This is a genomic window from Hymenobacter persicinus, from assembly GCF_004167665.1.
Classification (GTDB): domain Bacteria; phylum Bacteroidota; class Bacteroidia; order Cytophagales; family Hymenobacteraceae; genus Hymenobacter; species Hymenobacter persicinus.
Window position 1 is genome coordinate 91,827 of the sequence record NZ_SEWE01000003.1, and the last position, 25,720, is coordinate 117,546.

At 60.7% G+C, this 25,720-nt stretch carries 22 protein-coding genes; 13 read left to right on the plus strand and 9 right to left on the minus strand.

All coding sequences use genetic code 11. From position 1 onward, the window contains the following. The first annotated feature begins 157 nt into the window (after positions 1 to 157). Positions 158 to 919 carry a hypothetical protein gene (locus tag EWM57_RS02120; protein ID WP_129919477.1) on the plus strand — a complete coding sequence of 254 codons (762 nt, stop codon included), beginning with the start codon at positions 158 to 160 and terminating at the stop codon, positions 917 to 919. Here EWM57_RS02120 and hemH read toward each other — a convergent pair. Further along, on the minus strand, positions 916 to 1,959 hold the full coding sequence (gene hemH / locus EWM57_RS02125; RefSeq protein ID WP_129919478.1) for a ferrochelatase: 1,044 nt from the start codon (positions 1,957 to 1,959) through the stop codon (positions 916 to 918). The genes EWM57_RS02120 and hemH overlap by 4 nt on opposite strands. Before the next feature lie 202 nt (positions 1,960 to 2,161). Here hemH and era point away from each other — a divergent pair, with 202 nt between their 5' ends. From era to EWM57_RS02140, 3 genes are all read left to right on the plus strand, one after another. Continuing rightward, the gene (gene era, locus EWM57_RS02130) at positions 2,162 to 3,058 is read left to right on the plus strand and encodes a GTPase Era (RefSeq protein ID WP_129919479.1); all 897 of its coding nucleotides are present in this window, start codon (positions 2,162 to 2,164) and stop codon (positions 3,056 to 3,058) included. 203 nt (positions 3,059 to 3,261) lie between these two features. Beyond that, positions 3,262 to 4,584 (plus strand): ribosome biogenesis GTPase Der, encoded by a 1,323-nt coding sequence (gene der / locus EWM57_RS02135; protein WP_129919480.1) that lies wholly within the window; start codon positions 3,262 to 3,264, stop codon positions 4,582 to 4,584. Positions 4,585 to 4,810: 226 nt separating this feature from the next. Further along, entirely contained in the window at positions 4,811 to 5,065 is a 255-nt protein-coding gene (locus EWM57_RS02140; protein WP_129919481.1) for a hypothetical protein, read from the plus strand. 75 nt (positions 5,066 to 5,140) lie between these two features. Here the strand turns inward: EWM57_RS02140 and EWM57_RS02145 are convergent, their stop codons facing one another. Next, the gene (locus EWM57_RS02145; RefSeq protein WP_129919482.1) at positions 5,141 to 5,707 is read right to left on the minus strand and encodes a hypothetical protein; all 567 of its coding nucleotides are present in this window, start codon (positions 5,705 to 5,707) and stop codon (positions 5,141 to 5,143) included. Between the two features lie 229 nt (positions 5,708 to 5,936). Between EWM57_RS02145 and EWM57_RS02150 the strand changes: the two genes are divergently transcribed. Further along, on the plus strand, positions 5,937 to 7,739 hold the full coding sequence (locus EWM57_RS02150; protein ID WP_242509957.1) for a DUF885 domain-containing protein: 1,803 nt from the start codon (positions 5,937 to 5,939) through the stop codon (positions 7,737 to 7,739). Positions 7,740 to 7,836: 97 nt separating this feature from the next. Here the strand turns inward: EWM57_RS02150 and murQ are convergent, their stop codons facing one another. The 3 genes from murQ to EWM57_RS02165 form a co-directional block, all read right to left on the minus strand. Then, positions 7,837 to 8,634, minus strand: a complete 798-nt coding sequence (gene murQ, locus EWM57_RS02155) for an N-acetylmuramic acid 6-phosphate etherase (protein WP_129919483.1) — start codon at positions 8,632 to 8,634, stop codon at positions 7,837 to 7,839. Positions 8,635 to 8,838: 204 nt separating this feature from the next. Next, the gene (locus EWM57_RS02160) at positions 8,839 to 9,111 is read right to left on the minus strand and encodes a cytochrome b5 domain-containing protein (protein WP_129919484.1); all 273 of its coding nucleotides are present in this window, start codon (positions 9,109 to 9,111) and stop codon (positions 8,839 to 8,841) included. A 139-nt stretch (positions 9,112 to 9,250) separates the two neighbouring features. Further along, positions 9,251 to 10,402 (minus strand): formimidoylglutamase, encoded by a 1,152-nt coding sequence (locus tag EWM57_RS02165; protein WP_129919485.1) that lies wholly within the window; start codon positions 10,400 to 10,402, stop codon positions 9,251 to 9,253. Positions 10,403 to 10,636: 234 nt separating this feature from the next. On the opposite strand from EWM57_RS02165, the gene EWM57_RS02170 reads away from it, so the two are divergent. The 7 genes from EWM57_RS02170 to EWM57_RS02200 all read left to right on the plus strand — a co-directional run bounded on the left by EWM57_RS02170 (position 10,637) and on the right by EWM57_RS02200 (position 20,175). Beyond that, complete coding sequence (locus EWM57_RS02170) at positions 10,637 to 12,415, plus strand: AMP-dependent synthetase/ligase (protein ID WP_129919486.1); 1,779 nt, start codon at positions 10,637 to 10,639, stop codon at positions 12,413 to 12,415. 147 nt (positions 12,416 to 12,562) lie between these two features. Next, positions 12,563 to 13,354: a carboxypeptidase regulatory-like domain-containing protein gene (locus tag EWM57_RS02175; protein WP_129919487.1), complete on the plus strand. Its 792-nt coding sequence runs from the start codon at positions 12,563 to 12,565 to the stop codon at positions 13,352 to 13,354. A gap of 144 nt (positions 13,355 to 13,498) precedes the next feature. Beyond that, complete coding sequence (locus EWM57_RS02180; RefSeq protein ID WP_129919488.1) at positions 13,499 to 13,978, plus strand: MarR family winged helix-turn-helix transcriptional regulator; 480 nt, start codon at positions 13,499 to 13,501, stop codon at positions 13,976 to 13,978. A gap of 144 nt (positions 13,979 to 14,122) precedes the next feature. After that, the gene (locus EWM57_RS02185; protein WP_129919489.1) at positions 14,123 to 16,531 is read left to right on the plus strand and encodes a 3-hydroxyacyl-CoA dehydrogenase/enoyl-CoA hydratase family protein; all 2,409 of its coding nucleotides are present in this window, start codon (positions 14,123 to 14,125) and stop codon (positions 16,529 to 16,531) included. A 115-nt stretch (positions 16,532 to 16,646) separates the two neighbouring features. Further along, the gene (locus EWM57_RS02190; protein WP_129919490.1) at positions 16,647 to 17,825 is read left to right on the plus strand and encodes an acetyl-CoA C-acyltransferase; all 1,179 of its coding nucleotides are present in this window, start codon (positions 16,647 to 16,649) and stop codon (positions 17,823 to 17,825) included. Between the two features lie 57 nt (positions 17,826 to 17,882). Continuing rightward, on the plus strand, positions 17,883 to 18,203 hold the full coding sequence (locus tag EWM57_RS02195; protein WP_129919491.1) for a 50S ribosome-binding protein YggL: 321 nt from the start codon (positions 17,883 to 17,885) through the stop codon (positions 18,201 to 18,203). A 187-nt stretch (positions 18,204 to 18,390) separates the two neighbouring features. Continuing rightward, on the plus strand, positions 18,391 to 20,175 hold the full coding sequence (locus EWM57_RS02200; RefSeq protein WP_129919492.1) for an acyl-CoA dehydrogenase family protein: 1,785 nt from the start codon (positions 18,391 to 18,393) through the stop codon (positions 20,173 to 20,175). A 142-nt stretch (positions 20,176 to 20,317) separates the two neighbouring features. On the opposite strand, the gene EWM57_RS02205 is transcribed toward EWM57_RS02200, so the two are convergent. Beyond that, entirely contained in the window at positions 20,318 to 20,638 is a 321-nt protein-coding gene (locus EWM57_RS02205; RefSeq protein WP_129919493.1) for a hypothetical protein, read from the minus strand. Continuing rightward, positions 20,639 to 22,090, minus strand: coding sequence for a hypothetical protein (locus tag EWM57_RS02210; RefSeq protein WP_129919494.1), 1,452 nt, complete (start codon positions 22,088 to 22,090; stop codon positions 20,639 to 20,641). It abuts the gene before it with no gap. Between the two features lie 310 nt (positions 22,091 to 22,400). Here EWM57_RS02210 and EWM57_RS02215 point away from each other — a divergent pair, with 310 nt between their 5' ends. Continuing rightward, positions 22,401 to 22,721: a hypothetical protein gene (locus EWM57_RS02215; protein ID WP_129919495.1), complete on the plus strand. Its 321-nt coding sequence runs from the start codon at positions 22,401 to 22,403 to the stop codon at positions 22,719 to 22,721. A 71-nt stretch (positions 22,722 to 22,792) separates the two neighbouring features. Here the strand turns inward: EWM57_RS02215 and recG are convergent, their stop codons facing one another. Together recG and gldD are read right to left on the minus strand one after the other, a co-directional pair. Then, complete coding sequence (gene recG, locus EWM57_RS02220; RefSeq protein WP_129919496.1) at positions 22,793 to 24,886, minus strand: ATP-dependent DNA helicase RecG; 2,094 nt, start codon at positions 24,884 to 24,886, stop codon at positions 22,793 to 22,795. A gap of 87 nt (positions 24,887 to 24,973) precedes the next feature. Next, the gene (gene gldD, locus EWM57_RS02225; protein WP_129919497.1) at positions 24,974 to 25,570 is read right to left on the minus strand and encodes a gliding motility lipoprotein GldD; all 597 of its coding nucleotides are present in this window, start codon (positions 25,568 to 25,570) and stop codon (positions 24,974 to 24,976) included. Positions 25,571 to 25,720: the final 150 nt, after the last annotated feature.

The window sequence follows — 25,720 nt, forward strand, 5'->3', positions numbered from 1 at the left end:
GTAAGGGGCAGGATGAAAAAAGGGCCCCTAAGGTAGAGATTTTTCGAAGGTAACCGCCTAGCTTCCACCAGATCAAATTTGAAAACATAGCTGCCCTTGCCAACCGATGCGGGCCGGCCGGACTCACCAGACACTACCCTTATCCAGTAGCCGGCCTATGCGAGTTTCTACCCATTATCTGATCTGGAGCGGCCTGGCCGGCCTGAGCGCCTGCGCCGCCGTGGAGCCCCACACTCTGCAAACGCCCTGGGTGAGCCGGCGGGGCGAGACGGAGCTGGCCCTGAACACAGGCCTGCACGGCTCCGATCTGCAGGCGGCGCACGCTCTTACCGACCGGGTCACGCTGCTCGGCAGCTACCACCAGCGGGTTTTGAGTGGCCGGGGCAGCTGGACTTATCAGGGCGAAGCAGGGGCGGGGCGCACTTGGGGCCGCTCGGCCGGGCAGACGCTGGGCGTGTACGGCGGACTGGGCTACGGCACTGGGCAGTCGGGCGGCACGCTCTGCCTGGATTTGTGCGGCTCGGTCAGTTCCTACCGGGTTGGCTACGGCTACGCCTACGTGCAGCCCACTTACCGCTGGAGGCCGGATGCTTCTTCCGGCTTCAGCACCGCCGTGAAAGTCATGCTCGTGGACTTTCGGCGCCTGGAGAAATCGACGTATTACCCGGATAACTTCCTCAACGACTCGGTCCGGGTCGCTGGGGGCACGGTGGTGCAGAGCCGGGCCGGTTACGGAAGCTTGGTGCTGCAGCCGGGCTTCAGCACGTTTCGGGAAATAGCACCTCACCTGCGGCTCACTTTCAGCGGAAGCCTGTACATTCCGCTGCGGACGGAGTTTCCCTCCGTGATGCCGTTTGCCGTAGGCCTGGGCGTACAGTACCACTTCGGCGGGGCCGCCGCTACCGCCGACCAGCCTTAATTCTGCCGGATCATGTTGACCACGCCCTCCACCCACTGCGGGTGAGAGTTCAGGGACGGCACCAGCTGCCAGTGTCCCCCCCCGGCTTCCTCAAACATTTCCTTGAACTCAGTGCCCACCTCAATGGTCGTTTCCAGGCAGTCGGCGACGAAGGCGGGGCTGAAGGCCAGCACGTTCTTGATGCCCTTGGCCGGCAGCTCCTTCAGCACCTCGTCGGTGTAGGGCTGCAGCCACGGGTCGCGCAGGCGGCTTTGCAGGCGGCTCTGGAAAGTGGTGGTGTACTGGTCGGGGGCCAGGCCCAGGCCGGCGGCCAGCTGACGGGAGGTTTCGAAGCACTGGGCCCGGTAGCAGTAGCGGTTGTTCTTGTTGTAGCTGTTGCAGCAGCTGCCCAGCTTGCAGTAGCCCTTGTGGCTGCCCTTGAGCACGTGCCGCTCCGGGATGCCGTGGTAGCTGAACACGACGTGGTCGTAGGTACGCTTAGCCATTTCCTCCTTGCCCAGGGTCACGAAGGTGCCGATAAAGCCCGGGTCGTCGGTGAAGGTGCTGATAAAGCTGATGCTGGGCACCACCCACCACTGGCCCACAATTTCCATCACCTTTTGCTGCACCGAGCCCGTGCTGGCCGCCGCGTACTGCGGAAACAGCGGCAGCACGATGATGCGCTCAACGGACGCCTCGCGCAGCTCTTCCAGCGCCTTTTCGATGCTCGGGTTCTGGTAGCGCATGCCGAAGGCCACCACGTAATCTTTGCCCAGCTTTTCCTGCACTAGCTTCTGCAAATCCAGGCCGTGGTAGAGTAGGGGAGAACCCCGCTCGGTCCAGAGCTGCTGGTAGATTTTGGCCGACTTGGGCGCCCGCAGCGGCACGACCAAGCCCCGAAACAGCGGGTAGCGCACGGCGGCCGGCATGTCAATCACCCGGGCATCGGTGAGAAACTCGTTGAGGTAGCGGCGCACGTCGGGCGTCTGGGGCGAGTCGGGCGTGCCGAGGTTGACGAGCAGCACGCCGGTGCGGCGTTGGGCGGAGGCGGGAGCGGGCATAATCGAAAGGGGTAATGCGGAAATCTACTCCGGGACCGGGTCGAAAGTCAGCCCGGGCGAAGCGGCTGCAAAGGTCGTACAACGCGGGGCGAAGTGAAACTGTAGACCGCAGACAATCTTCCGGGCCCCGATGTTTTGGGCACCGGCGGCGCGGCGGCGTAAAAGTTGTACCTTTGCGGGCCCAATTTCAGAACCGGAAATCATGACTGACCCCAAACCGCACCGTGCTGGCTTCGTGAGTATTATCGGCAAGCCCAACGTGGGCAAGTCGACGCTGATGAACGCCCTGATGGGCGAGCGGCTCAGCATCGTGACCAGCAAGGCCCAGACCACCCGCCACCGCATTCTAGGCATTCTGAACGGCGACGACTTCCAGCTGGTGTACTCCGACACGCCCGGCATCATTCAGCCCAAGTACGAACTGCACAACGCCATGATGTCGTTCGTCTACTCGTCCTTGGAAGATGCCGACGTGATTCTGTTCGTGACCGACATCTACGAAAAGCACGACGAGGAGCCGGTGGTGGAGCGCCTGCGCAAGATGACCGATACGCCGATTCTGCTCTTAGTCAACAAAATCGACCAGGCCGACCAGGCCGAGGTGGAGGCCAAGGTGGAGTACTGGCGGGAGCAACTACCCAACGCGGCCCGGGTGCTGCCCATTTCGGCTCTCGAGCAGTTCGGCACCGGGGAGCTGCTGGATTTGATTCTCGGCTATTTGCCCGAGCACCCGGCCTACTACCCCAAGGATGAACTCACCGACAAGCCCGAGCGTTTCTTCGCCGCCGAGATGATCCGGGAGAAGATCTTCAAGCTCTACAAAAAGGAAGTCCCGTACAGCTGCGAGGTCGAAATCGAGGAGTTCAAGGAAGAGGAAACCATCATCCACGTGCGGGCCGTCATCTACGTGGAGCGGGCCAGCCAGAAGGGCATCATCATCGGTCAGAAAGGCGCCGCGCTGAAGAAAGTCGGCACTTGGGCCCGGGAGGAAATGGAGAAGTTCTTCCGCAAGCAGGTCTTCCTCGAAACCTACGTCAAAGTCAACGAAAACTGGCGCACCGACCCCAAAGCGCTGAATAAGTTTGGGTATAAGCAGTAAGGTGAAATGGTGAGATGGTGAAATAGTGAGTTGATGTTCGGCTGGCGCGGTTTGCGCCTTCTGTGCCACTGGCGCAAGCGGAACAGAAAACTCACCATCTCACCACCTCACCATCTCACCATCTCACCATTTCCGACCTCACACTCACTTAACTACTCCGGGCACTGCCGAACTTGGTCGGGCCGGCGGCTGGAGTCAGATGTATGAAGAATACCATTGCCATTGTGGGGCGCCCGAACGTGGGCAAATCCACCCTTTTTAACCGCTTGGTTGGCCAGCGCAAGGCCATCATGGACAACCAGAGCGGCGTGACCCGTGACCGGCACTACGGCTACGGCGACTGGATCGGGAAGCACTTCACGGTCATCGACACCGGCGGCTACGTGCACGGCTCCGACGACGTGTTCGAGGAAAGCATTCGCCGGCAGGTGAAGCTGGCCGTGGAAGAGGCCGATGTGGTCTTGTTCATGGTCGACGTGGACGCGGGCATGCACGGCTTGGACGAGGAGTTTGCCGGCTTCCTGCGCCGCTACCAGGGCAAAAAGCCCATTTACCTCGTGGCCAACAAGGCCGACACCAACGCCCGGGCCCACGCGGCTGGCGAGTTCTACGCCCTGGGCGTCGGCGACGGCGACATCTTCACCATCAGCTCCCAGAGCGGCTCCGGCACGGGTGATTTGCTCGACGCCGTGGTGGCCCACTTCGAAGATCCGTGGGAAGAGGTGCAGGACGAGGGCCTGCCCAAGATTGCCGTGGTCGGCCGCCCCAACGTGGGCAAGTCGAGCCTGGTAAACCTGCTGCTGGGTGAGGAGCGCACCATCGTGACCGACATTGCCGGCACCACCCGCGACGCTATCAAAACCCGCTACAACGCCTTCGGCAACGAGTTTGTGCTGATTGACACCGCCGGCCTGCGCCGCAAGACCAAGGTGAAGGAAGACATCGAATTCTACTCCGTTCTCCGCTCGATCCGGGCTATGGAAGAGTCCGACGTCTGCATCGTGATGCTCGACGCCACCCGCGGCATTGAGGCCCAGGACGTGAACATCATTGCCCTGGCCGACAAAAACCGCAAGGGCATCGTGATTCTGGTCAACAAGTGGGACTTGGTGGAGGACAAGGAAACCAACTCGACCAAGAAAATCGAGGAGGAGATTTACGAGAAGATTGCGCCCATTGCGTATCCGCCCATCATCTTCACCTCCGTCACCACCAAGCAACGCGTGCACAAGGCCATCGAAACGGCCATCCAGGTGTACGAGAACAAGACCAAGAAAATCCCGACGTCCCAGCTCAACGAGGTAATGCTGCGCGCCATCGAGGAGCACCAGCCGCCGTCCGTGAAGGGCAAGATGGTCCGCATCAAGTACGTGACCCAGCTGCCGACCCACAACCCGGTGTTTGCCTTCTTCTGCAACCTGCCCCAGTACGTGCGCGACTCCTACGTGCGCTACCTGGAAAACCGCCTGCGCGAGAACTTCGGCTTCGAAGGCGTCCCGATTGGCGTCATCTTCCGCAAGAAGTAAGCTCCGATTTCTGAGTGAAGAACGCCCTGCTTGACTTTGTCGGGCAGGGCGTTTTGGCTTTCCGGTCAGGCCAACGGATGAGGAAATGATGAAAAATTTTTCGGGCCGGGCGGGTTACCTTCTGAGGAGCTTGATATAAAGACCAGAATCTGGCGGCGGCCCCGCGTGGAAAGCCGCCGGATTCGCTCAAAAACTGATTTTTCATTTCCCCCAACAAACCCTCATCATGAAAAAAGTTCTGTTCCTCGCCCTGGCTGCTGCTTCGTTTACCTTCGCTTCGTGCGACAGCAAGAAAGAAAACGCTCAGGAGAATGCTGCTGAGAACGTAGAAGCTTCCGGCGAAGCCAAAGCTGACGCTATGGAAGACCAGGCTGACGCCGTACGTGACTCGGCCGATGCTAAGGCTGACGCTATGGAAGACAACGCTGACGCTATGCCAAGCCAGGCTACTCCAGCTCCCGCTGAAGGCGCTACCAAGTAGTTGATCTTGCCTGCAAAGGCATAAAAGAGGCTCCCCAACCCGGGGAGCCTCTTTTTTTGTGGCTGCCAGTGGCCCTTAGCCCAGACGGTGGCCGATAATCTTGTCAACGGCCTTGAAAAGCTTGCGCGGGGGGTAAGTGCGCCAGGGTAGCTCGTCAAGCTGGCCGCCGAAGTTGACGTAGCTGTCGACGTTGTACTGGCGCATTTCGCGGATGACGTGCTCCTGGAAATTAACACCGGCAATCCAGCCGTCCTCCACGTCTTCGAACCACTCCTCGTAGTAGGAGTCGTCGGAGCCGTGGAAGTTGAACACGTTTTCCCCGACGAGGATAAACTTGCGGATGCCCTCGTGCACCATCAAATCAATGATGTTGCGCTTGAGCTGCATGATGTCGTTTTCGATGGCGTCGTTCCACTCCCCGATCAGCTCGATGATGCCGATGCCCTCGTCGTAGTCGACGAACAGGATCTTGAGGAATAGGGTGTCGGAGTCGAGGCTGTCCCACTGGGGGTGGATGTAGTAGCCGTAGATGGTGTTGGTGAACGTGTCGAGGCTGTTTTCGGCCTCGAAGAGGGGGGACCGGGGGTCCTCGGAGGCGGAGTACTGGTCAATCCAGTTGTAGTGCGGCTCAATGGTATGCACGGCAGGACGCGGGTGTGGTGGTACGGAATAGCAACAACTAGCGGCGCAAAAAGCTCCTTCTCCTACGGGGATTCTGCTGGCGTTGGCGAACTACCGGGCGTGTGAGCGGCTTTGCGGAAGGCCGGAAATGCGGCGCCGGGCGGGAAAACCGAGCTGTTGGGCGGCGCGGGCTGCAACTCCGGCCCAAACGGCGTTACCTTGGGCTGCCACCACCATTCCCCCCCTTCCCGTGAAGTATCTGTTTTTATCGGCGACGCTGGCCGCGACCCTGCTGGGCCCGTTGATGAGCTATACCCGCCCGACTGCGGCCTCGGCCCTGGCCGCGGCGCCCGCCGACTCCCCGGCCCTGGCCAAGCTGTTTGACCAGTATTGGGATGAGCGCGCCCGGCTCTACCCGCTCGAAGCTACCGGCCTGGGCGACAACCGCTACAACGACCAGCTGCCCAACTCCGGCACCGCGGCCTACCGCGCGGCCCAGCAGCAGTTTTTCGAGCGCTACCTCACCCAAGTCCGCACGTTCGACCGCGCCAAGCTCTCCGACCACGACCGGGTGAGCTACGACATCTTTCTCTACGAGATGCAGATGCGGCTGGAAGGGCTCCGGCAGCCCACCTGGATGATGCCCTTCACCCAGGTCAATGGCCTGCCGATTTCGCTGGCCCAGCTAGGCGCGGGCACCGGCGACCAGCCCTTCAAGACGACCCAGGACTACGACAACTGGCTGAGCCGGGTGCGGGCCTACCCGGCGTGGGCCGATACGGCCATCAGCAACTTTCGCCGGGGGATGCGCGCGGGCGTGGTGCTGCCCCGGGCTTTGGTGGAGAAGATGCTGCCCCAGCTCCAGGCCCTGGTGACGGCCGACCCCGCCAAAAGCGCGTTCTACGGGCCCGTGGCGAAGTTTCCGGCCACCGTGCCGGCCGCCGACCAGCCCCGCCTGACGGCGGCCTACCAGCAGGCCATCCGGGAGCAGGTAGCACCCACCTACCAGAAGCTACACGACTTTCTGCAGAACGAATACCTGCCCAAGGCCCGCCCCAGCACCGGCATCAGCGCTGTGCCCGGCGGGGAAAAGCTGTACCGCTACGCCGTGAAGCAGTGGACCACCACCGACCAGACCCCCGACCAGATCTATCAGACCGGCCTGAGCGAGGTAAAGCGCATTCGGGCGGAGATGGACAAGATTCGGGGGGAGGTAGGCTTCCAGGGCGACCTGAACGCCTTTTTCACCTACCTGAGCACCGACAAGCAGTTCATGCCTTTCAGGACAGCCGACGAGGTGCTGGCCGTGTACCGGGGCATTCAGGCCAAGATTGACCCCAACCTGAAGAAGATGTTCGGCAAGGTGCCCAAAACCGGATTCGAGGTGCGGCAGACCGAAGCCTTCCGGGCCGCCTCGGCCAGCGCCCAGTACAACCGCGGCCTACCCGACGGCACCCGCCCCGGCATCTTCTACGTGCCCATCCTCGACCCGACCCAGTACAACGTGACCCGGGGCATGGAGGCGCTGTTTCTGCACGAGGCCATTCCGGGCCACCACTACCAGATTGCGCTCCAGCAGGAAAACACCAGCCTGCCCAAGTTCCGCCGCTTCGGGGGCTACGGGGCCTTCGTGGAGGGCTGGGCCCTCTACACCGAGAGCCTGGGCAAGGAGCTGGGCCTCTACACTGACCCCTACCAGCGCGTGGGCGCCCTGAACACCGAAATTCACCGCGCCATCCGCCTCGTGGTGGACGTGGGCATGCACAGCAAGGGCATGACCCGGGAGCAGGCTATTAAGTACCTGATGGATAACCGCCCGATTTCGGAGCAGGCCGCCGTGGCCGAGATTGAGCGGTACATGGCCAACCCCGGGCAGGCCTTGAGCTACAAGATCGGGCAGCTCAAGATTCTGGAGCTGCGCCGCAAGTACGAAAAGCAGTTGGGCCCGAAGTTCCGGCTCAGCGCCTTCCACGACCAGCTGCTGGCCAACGCCGCCATGCCCCTGGCCATTGCCGAAAAGGCCATGGACGCCTGGGCCGCGACGCAGAAGTAAGAAAACACACCGGCTAGCCTAGAGGAAGTAATCAAAAACAAAGAGGGCCCTTACACGAGGGCCCTCTTTGTTTCCAGATGGAGTGAAGAAGTTCTACCTACCGCCGCGCCTCAATAGCCGCCCTAACCGACCCGTGCTGCTTGAGCAGCGCTGCGGCTTCTTCCTGTTGGATGCCCAGCTCGTCCATGATCATCTTTTCGCCGCGGTCCACGAGCTTGTGGTTGGAGAGCTGCATGTCGACCATCTTGTTGCCTTTGACCTTGCCCAGACGGATCATGGTGGCGGTAGTGAGCATGTTGAGCACCAGCTTCTGGGCGGTGCCGGCCTTCATGCGGGTGCTACCCGTTAGGAACTCGGGGCCGGTGACGACTTCGACGGGGTAGTCGGACACGGCGGCCACGGCGGAGGCGGGGTTGCAGACGATGCAGCCGGTGGCAATGCCGTGGCGGCGGGCAATGGCCAGGCCGCCCACCACGTAGGGCGTACGGCCCGAGGCGGCAATGCCCACGAGCATGTCGTCGGCGGTGATGTCGTAGGCCTTCAGGTCGCGCCAGGCCTGGGCGGGGTCGTCCTCAGCGTTTTCCACGGCCTTGCGGATGGCCGAGTCGCCGCCGGCAATGATGCCGACCACCAGCCCGGCGGGCACCCCGAACGTGGGCGGACACTCGGAGGCGTCCAGAATGCCGAGACGGCCGCTGGTGCCGGCCCCGATGTAGAACAGCCGCCCCCCGCGCTGCAGGCGGGCCACGGTGGCCTCGACGAGCGCCTCAATCTGCGGCAGGGCCCCGGCCACGACCTGCGGCACGGTCTGGTCCACGCTGTTGATGCCGGCCAGCAGCTCACGGGTGGAAAGCGTTTCGAGGTTGTCGAATTGGGAGGGGCTTTCAGTGCTCACGGGAGAGGAGTTGGGGAAAGGGTGAAGGAGGGAGAGGAGGGGTGGGTCGGGATAAGCAGAGCCGTTTGTTGGGCCGTCATGCTGAGCGTCAGCGAAGCATCTCGCGGGCTGATGTTGAGTTACTAATCAGACGTGAGCCCGCGAGATGCTTCGCTTCGCTCTGCATGACGTTCTTACTGGTATAGCTGCTACTACGTTTTCTGCTCATTTCAGGCGGCCGATGGCGTGGAACTTGTCGAAGACGTGCTCGGTGTGGGGGGCGTCCTTTTGGAGCTCCCGGGTCAGGTCCTGGCCGGCCCAGTGCTCGTAGTGGTTGCCGCGCCGCCAGAGCCGCGACTTGGTTACGTCGTAGATCAGACCCTGGTAGCCCACCCAGATTTCGTCCCGGTCCTGGCCATTGCGCAGGGCCAGCTGGGCGCGGGAGTACTCGGGGAGGTCATTGGTTGTTAGTTGTCCGTTGTTAGTTGTTAGGGTCATTCAGTTGTCCTTTGTCCGTTGCCAGTTGTGGAAGAGGAAGGTGATTAGTCGATTGGTGAAGCTGAGCTTTGGTGTTACCCTTTCGCCGGGCGGGGCAGAACAAACTAACAACCGACAACTAGCAACGGACAACTAACAACTACCCCAACAGCGCCTGGGTCAGGATCCAGCGGTTGGGCAGGTCGCCCTGGGCGGCTTTGAAGTAGTCCTCGTAGCTGCAGGGGACGATGCGCTTGATGTCGCTGTTGGCCAGGCTTTCCACTTCCAGCCACCACTTTTCGGTGCGCTTAGCCTTGTAGAACACCAGCTTGGCCGGGGAACCGGGCAGGCCCACGGCGTAGCGGGTGAAGCGGCGGCTCTGAAAGTCAGTTTCGCCGCGGCGGTGGTAGAAGCCTTCCACGAAGTACCAGAGCATGGTGGCCAGGGTGGAAGCGGCCAGGCCGTGCACGTCGTGGTCAGGGCGGTAGCCGTAGAGGCCGAAGGAGCTGAGCTGGTCGTTGTGGCCGGCGTACCAGGCCAGCTTGGCGGCTTCCTCGTTGGTGAGGCCGAAGGGGTTGGCGGGCGAATACGCCGGCGCGTCGTTCCAGCGCAGGGCCGCCACGTCGAAGCTCACGAAGTCGGCCTGGCGCAGCAGGGGCTCAGCCTGGCGGATATCGTCGCGCACCTGGCCCAGGCGCAGGGTTTCGAAGTGCAGCTTTTCCAGGGCCGCCAGCACCTCGGCGGCTACCAGGTACTGCTGGTGGGCGAGCTGGGCGAAGTTGAACAGAAAGCTGGGCTCGTGCATCAGAATGCGCCGCAGGTGGGCGGCCTCGGGCGCGGCCGAGTCGTGCTCGGCCATGTCGACGTGCGAATCCACGGTGGCGAAGCTCACGGGGCGGTCCAGGTTTTCGTAGGCCAAGAACTGCCCGTAATCGAGGTCGTGGCTGCCGCCGAGCAGGATGGGCACGGTGTTGTGCTCGAGCAGGGTGCTGATGATTTCGCGCAGGCGCAGGTAGGTGTCTTCCAGCGTCAGGCCGGGCCGCAGGTTGCCCAGATCCACCAGCCGCAGCGTGCCGGTGCCTTTCTGTAGCTGGTAGAAGCGGCGGCGCACCTCGTCGGCGCCGTGTGCGGCCGGGGCGCCGGCGGCACTGCCGCGCCACTCGTCCAGCCCGATAAGGGCCAGATCGGCAGTGCGCCAGTCCGGGAACGTGGTGTCCTGGAAGCGCGTGGCGTAGTTCGCCAGCGTAGTAGAGGCCGCGGCGGCCGCGGTAAGCTCCTCGGGGAGCGGATCAAAGAAGATGGCCAGATTCATCGGGCGCGGAAAGAGCAGGCCAACAAAACTACGCAAAAGCGGCCACCCTCGCGCGCTGTTCCGCGTTAGAGAAGCCGGCAAGCTGCACTGTAAATAGGCTTTACGGCAAAAAATCTATTTATTTAAGCAGCCTTACCCTTCAGGCCCGCTCCGCATTGTTCGCTCCAAGAGCATTTTGCTGCGCCTCGCGCGCCCTGGCAATCTGCTTTTCCCACCCTTTGTGTTTCTCTCTCCATGGAAGTTCGTCGTTCATTTGACATCCTGACTCACCAACTCGCCACCACGCCCAAAACCGACGCGCTGGCGGCTAAAATCAACGGCACCTGGGAAAAAATCAGCACCCAGCAGCTCCAGGACAACGTCAACCAGGTCAGCCTGGGGTTGCTCGAGCTCGGCATTCAGAAGGGCGACAAGGTGGCTATCATCTCCATGAACCGGCCCGAGTGGATGTTTGCCGACTTCGGCATTGCCCAGGTGGGCGCCACCAGCGTGCCGATGTACCCCAGCATCACGGTCGAGGACTACAAGTACATCTTCAAGGATGCCGGCGTAAAGGCCGTGTTCGTGTCCGACGACAAGCTCTACGCCAAAGTGAAGGAAGCCACCGCCGACCTGCCCGAGGTCAAGCACGTGTTTACCTTCGACAAGGTGCAGGGCGCTCCGCACTTCAGTGAGCTGCTCGAAAAGGGCAAAAAGGGTGACCCGGCCACGCTTGAGCCCCTCAAGGCCGCCGTGCAGCCCGACGACCTGCTCACGCTTATCTACACCTCCGGCACCACCGGCAACCCGAAGGGGGTGATGCTCAGTCACGACAATATCCTGAGCAACTGCCGCAACTCCCAGCGCTTTGTGCCCGTGAATGCCGCCGATACGGCCCTGAGCTTCTTGCCGCTCTGCCACATCTTCGAGCGGATGGTGACTTACCTCTACATGATTAATGGGGTGAGTATCTACTACGCCGAGAGCATGGAAGTCATTGCGGACAACCTGCGCGAGGTGAAGCCCCAGATTTTCACCACCGTACCCCGCCTGCTGGAAAAGGTCTACGACAAGATTGTGGCGAAGGGCCACGAGCAGGAAGGCATCAAGAAAAGCCTGTTTTTCTGGGCTCTGGACCTGGGTCTGAAGTACGACACCCAGAAAGACCAGGGCTTTGTCTACAACACCCAGCTGGCCCTGGCCAACAAGATCATCTTCAACAAGTGGCGCGAGGCCCTGGGCGGCAACCTGCGCTGCATCGTCAGCGGGGGCGGGGCCCTGCAGCCGCGCTTGGCCCGGGTGTTCTGGGCGGCCGGCATCCGGGTGATGGAAGGCTATGGCCTGACCGAAACCTCCCCCGTTATTGCCGTGGGGGGCTTTGAGCCCGAAAACAACCTAATTGGCACCGTCGGCCCGCTCATCGACAACGTGGAAGTCAAGATTGCCGAAGACGGCGAAATCCTGACCCGCTCGGCCTCGGTGATGAAGGGCTACTACAACCAGCCCGAGCTGACGGCCAAGGAAATCGACGCCGACGGCTGGTTCCATACCGGCGACATCGGCGAGTTCGTCAACGGCCGCTTCCTCAAAATCACGGACCGCAAGAAGGAGATGTTCAAAACCTCGGGCGGCAAGTACATTGCCCCGCAGGTCATCGAGGGCAAGCTCAAGGAGTCGCCGCTGGTGGAGCAGTGCATGGTGGTGGGCGCCGACCAGAAGTTCCCCGCTGCCCTCATCATCCCGTCGTTCGACGACCTCAAGGGCTGGTGCAAGCGCAACGGCGTGGACTGCAACGGCCCGAAGGAGGAGCTGGTCAAGAACGAGAAGGTGGTCAAGATGTACGACGAGCTGGTCAAGAAGTACAACCAGAGCTTCGCCCAGTGGGAGCAGGTCAAGAAGTTTGTGCTCATGCCCAACCAGTGGACCGTGGAAACCGGCGAGATGACGCCCACCATGAAGGTGAAGCGCAAAATCATCACTGAAAACAACAAGGACGTCATCGAAGCCCTCTACCACCACGACGAGCGGCGGTAAAGGCCCCGCTATTTTCGACGCAAAAAAAGCCCTGCTCCCCGGAGTAGGGCTTTTTTGTGTGCGCGCCGCTCCCGCGAAAGGCTATTATTTTAGCGGGTTGCTGCGTAACTTTCGGGTCTGTTTTATTCCTAAAAATCAGCCTGCTTGATGAAACGAATTACCACTGCATTGTTTACGCTTTCCACGGCCGCCGTGCTACTGACGGGCTGCACCAAAAAGGGCGAACCAGGCCCGGCCGGCGCCACGGGTGCCACTGGCGCTACCGGTCCCACCGGCCCGTCGGGTCAGAACCTGACTGGCACCGTGTATGGCTTCGTGAACCCCGTGGATGAAAACGGCAGCAACACGACGCTGGCAAAAAGCGGCGTTACCGTGACTCTGGAAGGCGCCACGACCTTGACGGCGACCACCGACGCTAACGGCCGCTACGAGTTTCCCGGCGTGCGCAACGGCACCTACAACATGACCTATTCCCGCACCGGCCTAGCCACGCTGCGGCGCTTCGCCGTCACCCACGTCGGCGGCGACCAGCCCACGTTCCTGGGGCTGGCCACCTTGTCGCAGGTTTCCAATACCGTGGCCGGCAACCTCGTGCTGGGCTCGCCCACCGCGACGTCCATTCCCCTGACCATGCTGGTCACCAACCCCAACCCGGCGACCAACTTCCGGGTGTCGTTTTTTGCCAGCACCACGCCCGGGGTTACTTCCGCCACCGGCACGCTGGTAACCACTTTCATTCTCACTAACGGGGGAGTGGTGAATCTGTCGTTGGCCCGTACTTCCCTGCAAAACGTTGGCTTTGCCACCGGCTCCACTATTTATCTGGTGGCTTATGGCAGCGCCGTGAACCTGGCCAGCTACGTAGATCCGCTCACCGGCCGGTTTGTGTACCCTTCACTGAATCCGACGCCTTCCAACGTGGTGAGCTTCGTGCTCTAGCCGAATTCCGGCGGTGCTCAGTAAGCACGGCTTTGGGCCAGCTTCCGAACTGTAGAGGTCGGGAGCTGGCCCAAACTTTTTTCTCCGGAACTAGTATGCAAGCATAACATATTCTTTGTATGTTTACCGGACTTCTATTGCGCCATGACCCCCGAAGAAACCGTCGATTATAACATCAAAGTTGCCTGGCACGCCATTTCGCGCATGTACAATACGCAGGCCGCCAAGCACGACATCACCACGAGCATTGGCTTTGTGCTGCTGAATATAGACCAGGAAAACGGAACTCCGGCGACCAAAATCGCGCCCCTGCTGGGGTTGGAAACCCGGTCGCTGACCCGCATCCTGCGCAGCATGGAGGAAAAGGGCCTGATCTACAAGCAGGCCGACACCCAGGACAAACGCTCGGTGCGCATTTTCCTGACCGAGGAAGGCCTGCAGAAAAAGGAAATTTCCCGCCAAACGGTGCGCCACTTCAACCTGAAGGTGCGCGACAAGATTCCCCAGAGCGAGCTGGCCGTGTTCTTCAAGGTCGTGAGCCAGATTACGGGTATGATTGAGGGTAAAAACCTCTTCGACGACTTCAAGCTTAAGCCTTTGCGCTCCGAATCCTCCGCGGCCTAGCCGCGCGGATTCGGGGCTTTGCTTTTTGACACTTACCCTTCGACGGGGCCTTCGTGCTCTTAGAAGCTCGGCATGACGAGTAGTTTGCGTGCTGATTCCATCCGCTGATTCTTTCATTTCTCACCCACTCATTCCTCTCCAAGAATGAATCGTACCATCAAAAAAGTAGCCGTGCTGGGCTCCGGGGTTATGGGCTCGCGCATTGCGTGCCACTTCGCCAACATCGGGGTGCAGGTGCTGCTGCTCGACATTGCCCCCAAGGAGCTGCTGCCGGCCGAGGAAGCCAAAGGCCTGAAGCTCGACAATCCGGCGGTGAAAAACCGCATCGTGAACTCCTCGCTGCAGGCGGCCGTGGCGGCCAACCCCTCGCCGCTCTACCGCAAGGCCGACGCGGCGCGCATCAAGACCGGCAACTTCGACGACAACCTCAAGGACATTGCCGGCTGCGACTGGACGATTGAGGTGGTGGTGGAGCGCCTCGACATCAAAAAGAGCCTGTTTGAGCGGGTGGAACAGTTCCGCAAGCCCGGCACGCTGATTACCTCGAACACCTCGGGCATCCCGATTCACCTGATGACCGAAGGCCGCTCCGAGGACTTCAAAAAGCACTTCTGCGGTACCCACTTCTTCAACCCCCCGCGCTACCTGAAGTTGCTCGAAATCATCCCGACCCCGGATACGGACCAGGCGGTAGTTGATTTCCTGATGCACTACGGCGACCTGTACCTGGGCAAAACCACGGTGCTGGCCAAGGACACCCCGGCCTTTATTGCCAACCGCGTCGGCGTTTTCGCCATTCTGGACGTGCTGCAGGTGATGCAGAAGCTGGGTCTGACGGTGGAGGAAGTCGACAAGCTCACGGGGCCCGTTATCGGCCACGCCAAGTCGGCCACCTTCCGCACCTCCGACGTGGTGGGCCTCGATACGCTCATGAACGTGGCCAACGGCCTGGCCCAGGGCCTGCCCAACGACGAGGCTAAGGACGTGTTCCAGTTGCCCGACTTCCTCAAGAAGATGGGCGAGAACAAGTGGCTCGGCGACAAAACCGGCCAGGGCTTCTACAAGAAAGTGAAGGGCGAAGGCGGCAAGTCCGAAATTCAGGCCCTCGACCTGAATACGCTGGAGTATAAGCCCAGCGCCAAAATCAAGTTTGCCACCCTGGAAGCCACCAAGCCGATTGAAAAGCTGGCGGACCGCTTCAAGGTGCTGGCCGCCGGCAAAGACAAGGCTGGCGACTTCTACCGCAAGACTTTCGCCGGCCTGTTTGCTTACGTGTCGAACCGGATTCCGGAAATCACCGACTCGCTATACAAGATTGACGACGCCCTGCGCGCCGGCTTTGGCTGGGAGCTGGGCCCGTTTGAAACCTGGGATGCCATAGGCGTGCAGAAGGGCCTGGAAATAGCCCAGGCCGAGGGCAAAACCGTGGCCCCGTGGGTAGCGGAAATGCTGGCTGCCGGCAATACCACCTTCTACAAGGTGAGCGAGCAGGGCGTGAAGCAGTTCTACGACCTGGAGTCGAAGGCCTATAAAGCCATTCCCGGCGTGGAGAACTTTATCATTCTCGACAACCTGCGCGCGACGGGCAAGGTCATCTGGAAAAACTCGGGGGCCTCGGTGCTCGACCTCGGCGACGGTATCCTGAACGTGGAGTTCCACTCCAAGATGAATGCCCTGGGCTCCGACGTTATTCAGGGCCTTTTGAAAGGCGTGGAGCTGGCCGAAAAGGACTTCCGCGGCATGGTGGTTGGCAACGACGCACCGAACTTCTCGGCCGGCGCGAACCTGGGCCTGGTGTACATGTTTGCCCTCGACCAGGAGTACGACGAGCTGAACCTGATGATTGCGCAGTTTCAGCAGGCCATGATGCGGATGCGCTACAGCAGCATTCCGGTGGTCAGCGCCCCGCACGGCCTCACCCTGGGCGGTGGCTGCGAACTGAACCTGCACGCCGACCGGGTGGTGGCCGCGGCCGAAACCTACATGGGCCTGGTGGAATTCGGCGTGGGTCTGATTCCCGGCGGCGGTGGCACCAAGGAAATGACCCTGCGCACCGCGGCCAAGTACGAGGAAGGGGAGCCCGAATTCAACCTGCTCCGCAACTCGTTTATGACCGTGAGCACGGCCAAAGTTTCGACCTCGGCTGCCGAGGCCTTCGACCTGGGCTTCATGCGCCGCGGCGACGAAATCGTCGTCAACTCCAACCGGGTTATTGCCCAGGCCAAGGCCGCGGCCATTGAGCTGGCCGAGGACGGCTACACCCAGCCGGTGCAGAAAACCAACATCAAGGTGCACGGCAAAAGCGCCCTGGGCATGTTCATGACCGGCGTGCACGCCATGCGGGTGGGCAACTACATTTCCGACCACGACGTGAAAATTGCCAACAAGCTGGCCTACATCATGTGCGGCGGCGACCTGAGCAGCCCCACCGAAGTATCGGAGCAGTACCTGCTGGACCTGGAGCGCGAAGCTTTCCTAAGCCTAACCGGTGAGCGGAAAACCCTGGAGCGGATTCAGTCGATTCTGACCACCGGCAAACCGCTGCGCAATTAGTAGTTCATAGTTGGTAGTTGTCAGTTGTTAGGTACACCGAAAGCACAACGGCCTAATGACTGACAACTACCAGCTAGCAACGAACAACTGACAACTAATAACTGACAACTTCCCCATGAATGCATATATCGTAGCCGGTTACCGCACGGCCGTTGGCAAAGCCAACCGCGGCGGCTTCCGCTTCACCCGCCCCGATGACCTTGCCGCGGACGTTATCAAGCACTTGGTAGCCTCCGTGCCCGCCCTCGACCCCACGCGCATCGACGACGTGATTGTCGGTAACGCGGTGCCCGAAGCCGAGCAGGGCTTGCAGATGGGCCGCCTGATTTCGCTGCTGGCTTTGCCCATGAACGTGTCGGGCCTGATTGTGAACCGCTACTGCGGCTCGGGCGTCGAAACCATTGCCATGGCCGCCGGCAAGATTGCCGCCGGCATGGCCGACTGCATCGTGGCCGGCGGTACCGAAAGCATGAGCCTGGTGCCCACCGTGGGCTGGAAAACGGTGCCCAACTACAAACTGTCGCAGAAGCACCCCGACTACTATCTGGGCATGGGCCTGACCGCAGAGGCCGTGGCTAACGACTACAAAATCAGCCGCGAAGACCAGGACGTGTTTTCCTACAACTCCCACCAGAAGGCCATCAAAGCCATTGAGGCGGGTAAGTTCAAGGAGCAGATTGTGCCCGTGACGGTAGAGGAAACCTACCTCGACCAAGCCACCGGCAAAAAGAAAAACCGCTCCTTCGTGGTGGATACCGACGAAGGCCCCCGCGCCGACACTTCGGTGGAAGCCCTGAGCAAGCTGCGTCCGGTATTTGCCGCCAATGGCACCGTGACGGCCGGCAACTCGTCCCAGACCTCCGACGGCGCGGCTTTCGTGCTGGTGATGTCGGAGCGCATGGTGAAGGAGCTGAACCTGGAGCCCATTGCCCGCATGGTCACCTACGCCACCGAAGGCATCGACCCGCGCATCATGGGCATGGGCCCGATCAAGGCCGTGCCGAAGGCGTTGAAGCAAGCCGGCATGAAGCTCAGCGACATCGACCTGTTTGAGCTTAACGAGGCCTTTGCTTCCCAGAGCCTAGCCGTTATGCGCGAGCTGGACATGGACCAGAGCAAGGTGAACGTGAACGGCGGCGCCATTGCCCTGGGGCACCCGCTGGGGTGCTCGGGTGCTAAGCTCAGCATTCAGCTTTTCCACGAGCTGCGGGCCCGCGGCCTGAAATACGGCATGGTCACGGCCTGCGTGGGCGGCGGTCAGGGCGTAGCCGGCATCTACGAGCTGTTGAAGTAAGTCAACCCCGGGGCGGTAAGCTGGAGCCCGCCTGCCGCCCCGATTTTTTCCTGAGCTATGAAAAAGCGCCTGCGCAAGAAGAAGTACATCGGCGAGTTCCAGGAGTTCGGCTGGTACGTCACGCTGGTCTTGAAGAACGATGACGCCCAGACCAAGGAAGCCCTGCGGGAGCCGCTATTGGAACAGATGGATGCGCTGGATTTGATGATGGGCGGCTCTATCGTTTCCTTCTTCGTGCAGCCCGTGGTGCGCATGAGCCAGGAGCAAACCCAGGACCGTCAGCAGCAACTCCAGCAGTGGCTCACCCAGCGGCCCGAGGTAGCTCAGGCTACCAGCTCGGCCCTGACCGACGCCTGGTACGGACCTTTCCCGCAGTAGCGCGTTGAAAAAGCAGCTCTGACTCGTTCGGAGCTTCTTTTTTCAAAAAGTACTCGGCAAGCATACCATTTTCTTCGTATATTTCGGTACGACAACTCTACCGCCCCGGGCGGCCATATTACTCGGCAAGCCGAACAGTTTGCCTTCTTTCGACTTCAACACCCAACTCCAAAAACTCCCTTTAGTCATGGAAGTATCCCACAAGCTTGTTAAAGGCGGCGAGTTTATCATCAAAGAAACTGACGCCCAGGACGTATTCACCCCCGCTGACTTCTCGGAGGAGCAGAACATGATGCACCAGACCGCCCTGGATTTCGTGGATAAGGAAGTACAGCCCCTGCTGGACCGCCTCGACAACCACGAGGAGGGCCTGATGCGCAGCCTAATGGAAAAAGCCGGCCAGCTGGGCCTGTTCGGCGTAAGCATCCCCGAGCAGTACGGCGGCCTCGACATGGACTTCACCACGTCCCTGCGCGTGACGGAAGGCGTGGGTGGCGGCCACTCGTTCCCGGTGGCCTTTGCGGCCCACACCGGCATTGCCATGCTGCCCATTCTGTACTTCGGCAACGAGGAGCAAAAAGCCAAGTACCTGCCCGGCCTTACCAACGGCGAGCTGATGGGGGCCTACTGCCTCACCGAGCCCGGCTCCGGTTCCGACGCCCTGGGCGCCAAGACCAAGGCCATGCCGACCGAAGACGGCGGCTACGTGCTCAACGGCCAGAAAATGTGGATTACCAACGGCGGCTTCGCCGACGTGTTCATCGTGTTTGCCCAGGTGGACGGGGACAAGTTCACCGGCTTCATCGTGGAGCGCAACACGCCCGGCCTGAGCCTGGGCAACGAAGAGCACAAGATGGGTATCAAGGGTTCCTCGACCCGTCAGGTGTTCCTCTCCGACGTGAAAGTGGGCAAGGAAGCCGTGCTGGGCGAAATCGGCAAAGGCCACCTGATTGCCTTCAACATCCTCAACATTGGCCGCATCAAGCTGGCTGCCGCCTGCCTGGGCGCCACCAAGATGGCCGCTTCGCTGAGCGTGAAGTACGCCAACGAGCGGGTGCAGTTCAAGATGCCCATTGCCAAGTTTGGCGCCATCAAGCACAAGCTGGCTCAGCAGAGCATCCGCATCTACGCCGTGGAGTCGGCCATCTACCGCGCCGGCATGGACATTGCCCGCATGGAGCAGGAGCTGCTCAGTCAGGGCCAGAGCCACAACGAAGCCTTGCTGGGCGCCGCCCGCGAGTTTGCCGTGGAGTGCGCTATTCTCAAAGTGGAAGGCTCCGAAGTGCTCGACTACGTGGTCGACGAAGGCGTGCAGATCTACGGCGGCTACGGCTTCTCGGCCGACTACCCCATGGACCGCGCCTACCGGGATTCACGCATCAACCGCATCTTCGAGGGCACGAACGAAATTAACCGCATGCTGGCCGTCGACATGATCCTGAAGAAGGCCATGAAAGGCGAGCTGGATCTGATGGGGCCGGCCCAGGCCGTGCAGGCCGAGCTGATGGCCATTCCGGACTTCAACGCGGAAGAGGAAACCGGCCTGTTTGCCGCCGAGAAAAAAACGATTCAGAAGCTGAAAAAGGCCATTCTGATGGTGGCTGGCACGGCCGTGCAGAAGTACATGAACTCCCTGGCCAAAGAGCAGGAAGTGCTGATGAACATTGCCGACATGGCCATCAAGGTGTACACGGCCGAAAGCACCGTGCTGCGCGTGGAGAAGGAAGCTGCCGCCCAGGGCGAGGAAGCCGTAGCCACGCAAATCGACATTGCCCGCGTCTACCTCTACGACACCGTGGACCTTGTGAACAAAGCCGGCAAGGACGCCCTGGCCTCCATGACCGAGGGCGACGAGCAGAAGCTGCTGGCCATGGGCCTGAAGCGCTTCACCAAGGCCGACCTGTTCAACGCCAAGGAAGCCCGTCGCCGCATTGCCGACAAGCAGATTTCGGCCAATGAGTACGTGTATTAAGACTAGACCACGGTTTCGGCCGGACGTTGGAGGGGGCTGCTGGCAGGCAGTTATCCACAACATCCGGATTCGAAAATGTGGATAAGTAAAAGGCCGCTCCTGATTACAGGAGCGGCCTTTTCTATTGGGGTCGGTGCGGCTGTTAACCGGCCAGGGCGAAAACGCCGGTGTGCTGGGCCGAGGCATTGAGCAGGATCAGCAGCAGCTGTTGCTCCGCAGTAGCTCCCGGATCGGTAGCGGGGCGGACTTGGGGAAACTGCTGGAGCAGCAGTTGAAGCTTGGCTTGCACGGCGCTGCTGCTCCAGCGGAATCCGGTGTGGTAGTCGAGGCGGCCTTCGACGAGGCGTTGGTGCTGGAGCTGGGCAAAGCTGTCTTCGGTAAGCTCCCCGGCCGGCGGCAGGCGCTCCAGGGCCGTCGGCTGCGGATTCGGGGCCTCGTCGGCCAGCAGATAAAAGCGTAGCATCTACTTCACCACAATCTTATTGAGCATCAGCGCCGCCGATTTTTTGCTGGGCCGACTTACTCCGATGATGGTTTTGGCGTCGAGCCAGCCCGTGAAATCCTTCACGTAAGCTAGGTTCTGGTCGGCGGCCACGGTGAGGCCGAGGGCCTTGGCCGGCTGGACCACGCCGGTGCGGGTATTCACCCGGCGCAGGTACAGATCCGACTTGCCGCCGAGCTTTTCCTGGGTCAGAATCTGCAGGTCAGGACCAAAGACGGTGGCGCGGTAGCCGATACCGGTAAACGACTCGGCCGGCGGTGCCACCTGATCCTTGGCGATGATGCTGTGCCAGGCCGGGCTCTGAAACTCATTGTAGCCGAACAGGTGCAGTTCCCGGGCGTGCACCGGGGAGTCGTCGCCACCTTCCTCGTATTTTTTCTCGGCCATCACCACCAGCTGCTTGTCGTCGGAAAGCAACAAGTCGGAGATGTACACGTCTTCGAGGCGCTTAGCGCTACCCTGGGTGGCCTTGTTGACTTCGGCCAGGTATTCGGGCGTGAAGCGGAACTCGGGGGCAAACTTCATGTCGCCCTTATCCGTGAAGTCGAACTTGACCACCTTCAGGCTGTAGTAAAGGCCGCTTTCCCGCTCGTTGCAGATGGCCGCGGCGTAGAGCATGTTGTCGGGCTGCAGGCTAAAGCGGGAGTCGAACACGGTTACGGCCTTGCCACCAAACGTGCCGCCCACGGCCACCGACATCACCTTGATATCGGGATTATCGTTGCGGTAGCGGCGCACGGTGAGCTTCTGCATATGGTCGCTGACGAGCGTAGCGTACTGGGTGCCGTCGTTGGCGACGAATACGGTGGGGGAGAAGAAGTCGCCCAGGTCGTGGAAATCGTAGGTGCGGTCTTTGAGCTTAGTAAGCTTCTGGTCGTAAATCGTGGCGCTGATGGCCTTGATCTGCACCTCCCGGGTAAGGTAGCGGTAAGCTACCAGCTTGGTGCCGTCGGGGGAAATGGCCACGCTCGGGCGCCGGTCGCGGGCCGAGGCATCAACCAGCTTTTTGAGCGGCGTCTTCTGGCCGTTGCGCAGGTCCACGGCCAGCGCCGACAGGTTCTGGCTGGTGGCATCCTTGTGGTGGATAATAACCCAGGCCTGCTCGGGGCTGCGGCTGAAGGCCTCGATGCTTTCGCCGGCCGCCACCGGCACCGGGGCCGTCCAGAGCAGCTTCAGGTCGGTGTCGTAGCGCTCCACGGCATATTCCGCCGCCGACTTATGGCCCAGGATAATAAAGCCGCCGTTTTCCAGGGGCAGCATTTTGCGGGTCACGCGCTGGTTGTAGCGGTCTTCCGCCTGCTCGGGCAAGTAGCTGAACGGGGCGGACTTCACTTTTTGCGCCTGAACCATCAGGGCGTGGCTCGACAGGCCAAGGCACAAAAAGCTGGTCGCAAGCAGATTTGTAAGGCGCACGGAAAAAGCTAGTTAAGTTAGAAAAGTGACGAAAGCAGAAAAAATGTACTCTCCAAAGGTATCCATTACGGGCCGATGACCGTAAATGCCCCGCTCCCCGGGGACAAACGGCTCCCGGGTAATGATTTGTTCATGCTTCCTTAACGTTGGCGTGGCCGCCGTTATGGCCCTGATCCGCTTCCTTTGAGAAAAAATTGAAGGTCGCCGAAAGTCAGTGTATTGTATAATAATTATATTGTATATATGCTGACGAAGGAGCTGCCCCCGACCGTAGCCAGCCGCTTAAGAGTACGAGTATTTGAACAGATTCTTGTTAAAATTCTCTTTTTCGGGCCTTTACCGCATTATTGGCCTTAACTTTGTGCTGACCCGCGCCGCTCACTATTTCGTTTCTGCTATGAAATCTTCCTTACGTTTCGTCCTGCTTTTTGCCCTTATTGTCGTTGGCCGCCTTGCTAAAGAGCCAGTTGCCTCAGCTGCTGCCGCCAAGGTGGTGCATCCCGAGACGCCGGTGCAAAATGCTTCGTTTTTTGCTCGACAGACAAGCCCGGAGCCGGTTTCGGCCGGTAGTGGCAGCCGCCTTTGGCAAGCCACGGCTCCCACCACCCGAACAACCGTTTCAGTAGAATAACCCATCCGGCAGGCGACTATTCCCACAGTCGCCTTTTTTGTGCCCAATAGTTTCGGAGCCGCCGCGGCCGCCTAGCTGATCCGGCTCCAGTTGACGGCCGTCGCGGGCAGCGAGGCAATGTGTCGCCGGATATTCAGGTTCTCGGGCTTGGCCAGACCTGGGTCGTCGTTGAGCAGTTCCTGGGCCGCCGCCCGCGACTCGGTCAGGATGCGGCCGTCTTTGGCCAAATCAGCAATAAGCAGGTCAAGCACGCCGCTCTGCTGGGTGCCCATCAGGTCGCCGGGGCCGCGCAGCTTCAGGTCGATGTCGGCAATTTCGAAGCCGTTGTTGGTCCGCACCATTGTTTCGAGACGGATGCGACTATCCTTGCTGAGCTTGTAGCCCGTCATCAGGATGCAGTAGCTCTGCTCGGCGCCCCGGCCCACCCGGCCCCGCAGCTGGTGAAGTTGCGAGAGGCCAAACCGCTCGGCACTTTCAATAATCATTACCGAGGCATTCGGCACGTTCACGCCCACCTCAATGACGGTGGTAGCCACCATAATCTGGGTTTCCCGGTTCACGAAGCGCTGCATCTCGAAGTCCTTCTGCTCGGCCTTCATGCGCCCGTGCACGATGCTGATCTGAAACTCCGGAAAAGCCCGGGCCACGCTTTCGTAGCCGTCGGTGAGGTCCTTGTAGTCCATCGTCTCCGACTCCTCGATGAGCGGGTACACGATGTAAACCTGCCGGCCCAGGTTCACCTGGTCGCGCAGAAACTGGAACACCTTGAGCCGATTGGCATCGTAGCGGTGCACGGTTACGATGGGCTTACGGCCGGCCGGCAGCTCATCGATGACCGACACATCCAGGTCGCCGTAGAGCGTCATGGCCAGGGTACGCGGGATGGGCGTGGCCGTCATGACTAGCACGTGGGGTATCACGTGCGGGTTTTTCTGCCAGAGCTTGGACCGCTGGGCCACGCCGAAGCGGTGCTGCTCGTCCATGATAGTCAGGCCCAGATTGTGAAACTGCACCACGTCTTCGAGCAGGGCGTGAGTGCCCACGAGCATGTGCATCTCGCCCGAGCGGAGCTGCTCGTGCAACACGCGCCGATCTGAGGTGCGGGTGCTGCCGGTGAGCTTGCCCAGCTTGAGGCCCAGCAGGTCGGCGTACACCTTTAGGCCCTGGTAGTGCTGGTCGGCCAGGATTTCGGTGGGCGCCATCAGGCAGCTCTGGGCCCCGTTGTCGGCGGCCATGAGCATGCTGATAAAGGCCACGATGGTTTTGCCCGAGCCCACGTCGCCTTGCAGGAGGCGGTTCATCTGCTTGCCGGCGCAGAAATCCTTGTAGATGTCGTGAATCACGCGCTTCTGGGCTCCGGTGAGGTCGAAGGTCAGCACGTTCTTGTAGAAGTGCACCAGCGTAGGCACCTCCTTGAAAATTTGCCCGGCCAGGGTCACTTTGCGTTGGTCCTTCTGTCGCAGCAGCTTGAGCTGGACGTAGAACAGCTCCTCAAACTTAAGCCGAAACCGGGCCGCCTGCAGCAGCTCAGGCGTCTGGGGGAAGTGAATCTGCTGGTAGGCCTCGGCCTTGCTCATCAGCCCGTAGCGCTGCACCAGCTCCGGCGACAACGACTCCTGCACGTGCGGCAGCGCAATTTTGAGCAGGTCGGAAACCATGCGCGCAATGGCCTTGCTGTCGATGCGGTGGTAGTTCTTGAGCTTTTCGGTGGTATTGTAGACCGGCTGCAAAAAGCTCTGGCCCGGCTTGGCCTCGGTCACTTCCTCCAGCTCGGGGTGGGCCATCTGAGGCTTGCCGTTGAACATGGTCGGCTTGCCAAACACGATGTACTCCTGGTGGTTTTTGACCACGCTCTGCAGCCACTTCACGCCCTTAAACCAGACTAGCTCCAGCTCCGCGCTGCCGTCGGAGACTTTGGCCACCATGCGCTGCTTGGGCCCTTCCCCCACCACTTCACGGTTGCGCAATATGCCCTTGACCTGCACGTAAGGCAGGTCGTCGTGCAAATCGACGATGTTGTAGAACTGGGTGCGGTCGAGGTAGCGGAAGGGGTAGCGTTGAATCAGGTCGCCGTAGGTGAAGATATTCAGCTCCTTTTGCAGCAGCGTCGCACGCTGGGACCCCACGCCCCGCAGGTTCTCAATTTTGGTGTTGAAAAAGCTCATCTAGCGTCATGTGACACGCTCCGTCCGGTGCGCCACCCGCGCCAGAGCCGCTGGGCTGAGGCGGGTTGCTTCCGGAAAAGAAGCAGCCTACTGGTATTTCAGGGTGTTGAGCATCTGCACGATATCCTTTTTGACGTAGTCGATAACCGGGGCCAGGGAGTCGTTGGCCGTGGCGGTTGGGAAGTACAGGGCGCCGCGGAAAAAGTGCTTGGTGCTGTCGGTGGTGTAGAACTGAAACTGGCTCGGTACTTCCCCGGACAACTCAAAAATGGCCACCCGCATTCCATTCGGGGTTTTTATCACACTTTCGTCGATGGCCGTGGCCTTGATCTGGTGCTTGGCCGTGAGCTTGCGGGCGTCTTCCATAAGCTTATTGAACACCTTCGGGTCGTGCTTCACGTCCATGTATGTTATCTGCACGTTAGCGTGGAGCTGCGGGTAAATCACGTTGATCCAGTGCGGCTGAGCCATGTAGGAGGAGTCGCGCCGCACTTTGGCGTAGCGTGAGTACTGAAACGTGTAAGGGTGCCCCGGGGCCAGTTGCTGGTAGGCGTGCGGGGGCAGGTCAATGCGGTTGTAGCCTTTGGGCTTGGGCGTAAAGTCGCCGGGGGCGGAGCAGCCAGGAGTAAAGAAAGCCAGGCCCAGCAGGAAACCCAGGGCGCGCAGAAGTCGGAAAGCAGGCATTTTACACAATGCGGGTTGAGCAGTCAAAGGTAGCCGGAAATGGGCAGTGGTGAGCCCGTCCCGGCTCGGGCCCCGGCGCAGCAGCGGAAGGGCTGCTACGGAGCAACGAAAAAAGCCCCGGCAACGTGCCGGGGCCTTTCACGAAACAAA

Bases quoted from the DNA above. Each gene is read 5' to 3' on its own strand.
- EWM57_RS02120 (WP_129919477.1), top strand. From the start codon at position 158: ATGCGAGTTTCTACCCATTATCTGATCTGGAGCGGCCTGGCCGGCCTG.
- hemH (WP_129919478.1), bottom strand. From the start codon at position 1,959: ATGCCCGCTCCCGCCTCCGCCCAACGCCGCACCGGCGTGCTGCTCGTC.
- era (WP_129919479.1), top strand. From the start codon at position 2,162: ATGACTGACCCCAAACCGCACCGTGCTGGCTTCGTGAGTATTATCGGC.
- der (WP_129919480.1), top strand. From the start codon at position 3,262: ATGAAGAATACCATTGCCATTGTGGGGCGCCCGAACGTGGGCAAATCC.
- EWM57_RS02140 (WP_129919481.1), top strand. From the start codon at position 4,811: ATGAAAAAAGTTCTGTTCCTCGCCCTGGCTGCTGCTTCGTTTACCTTC.
- EWM57_RS02160 (WP_129919484.1), bottom strand. From the start codon at position 9,111: ATGACCCTAACAACTAACAACGGACAACTAACAACCAATGACCTCCCC.
- EWM57_RS02165 (WP_129919485.1), bottom strand. From the start codon at position 10,402: ATGAATCTGGCCATCTTCTTTGATCCGCTCCCCGAGGAGCTTACCGCG.
- EWM57_RS02170 (WP_129919486.1), top strand. From the start codon at position 10,637: ATGGAAGTTCGTCGTTCATTTGACATCCTGACTCACCAACTCGCCACC.
- EWM57_RS02175 (WP_129919487.1), top strand. From the start codon at position 12,563: ATGAAACGAATTACCACTGCATTGTTTACGCTTTCCACGGCCGCCGTG.
- EWM57_RS02180 (WP_129919488.1), top strand. From the start codon at position 13,499: ATGACCCCCGAAGAAACCGTCGATTATAACATCAAAGTTGCCTGGCAC.
- EWM57_RS02185 (WP_129919489.1), top strand. From the start codon at position 14,123: ATGAATCGTACCATCAAAAAAGTAGCCGTGCTGGGCTCCGGGGTTATG.
- EWM57_RS02190 (WP_129919490.1), top strand. From the start codon at position 16,647: ATGAATGCATATATCGTAGCCGGTTACCGCACGGCCGTTGGCAAAGCC.
- EWM57_RS02195 (WP_129919491.1), top strand. From the start codon at position 17,883: ATGAAAAAGCGCCTGCGCAAGAAGAAGTACATCGGCGAGTTCCAGGAG.
- EWM57_RS02200 (WP_129919492.1), top strand. From the start codon at position 18,391: ATGGAAGTATCCCACAAGCTTGTTAAAGGCGGCGAGTTTATCATCAAA.
- EWM57_RS02205 (WP_129919493.1), bottom strand. From the start codon at position 20,638: ATGCTACGCTTTTATCTGCTGGCCGACGAGGCCCCGAATCCGCAGCCG.
- recG (WP_129919496.1), bottom strand. From the start codon at position 24,886: ATGAGCTTTTTCAACACCAAAATTGAGAACCTGCGGGGCGTGGGGTCC.
- gldD (WP_129919497.1), bottom strand. From the start codon at position 25,570: ATGCCTGCTTTCCGACTTCTGCGCGCCCTGGGTTTCCTGCTGGGCCTG.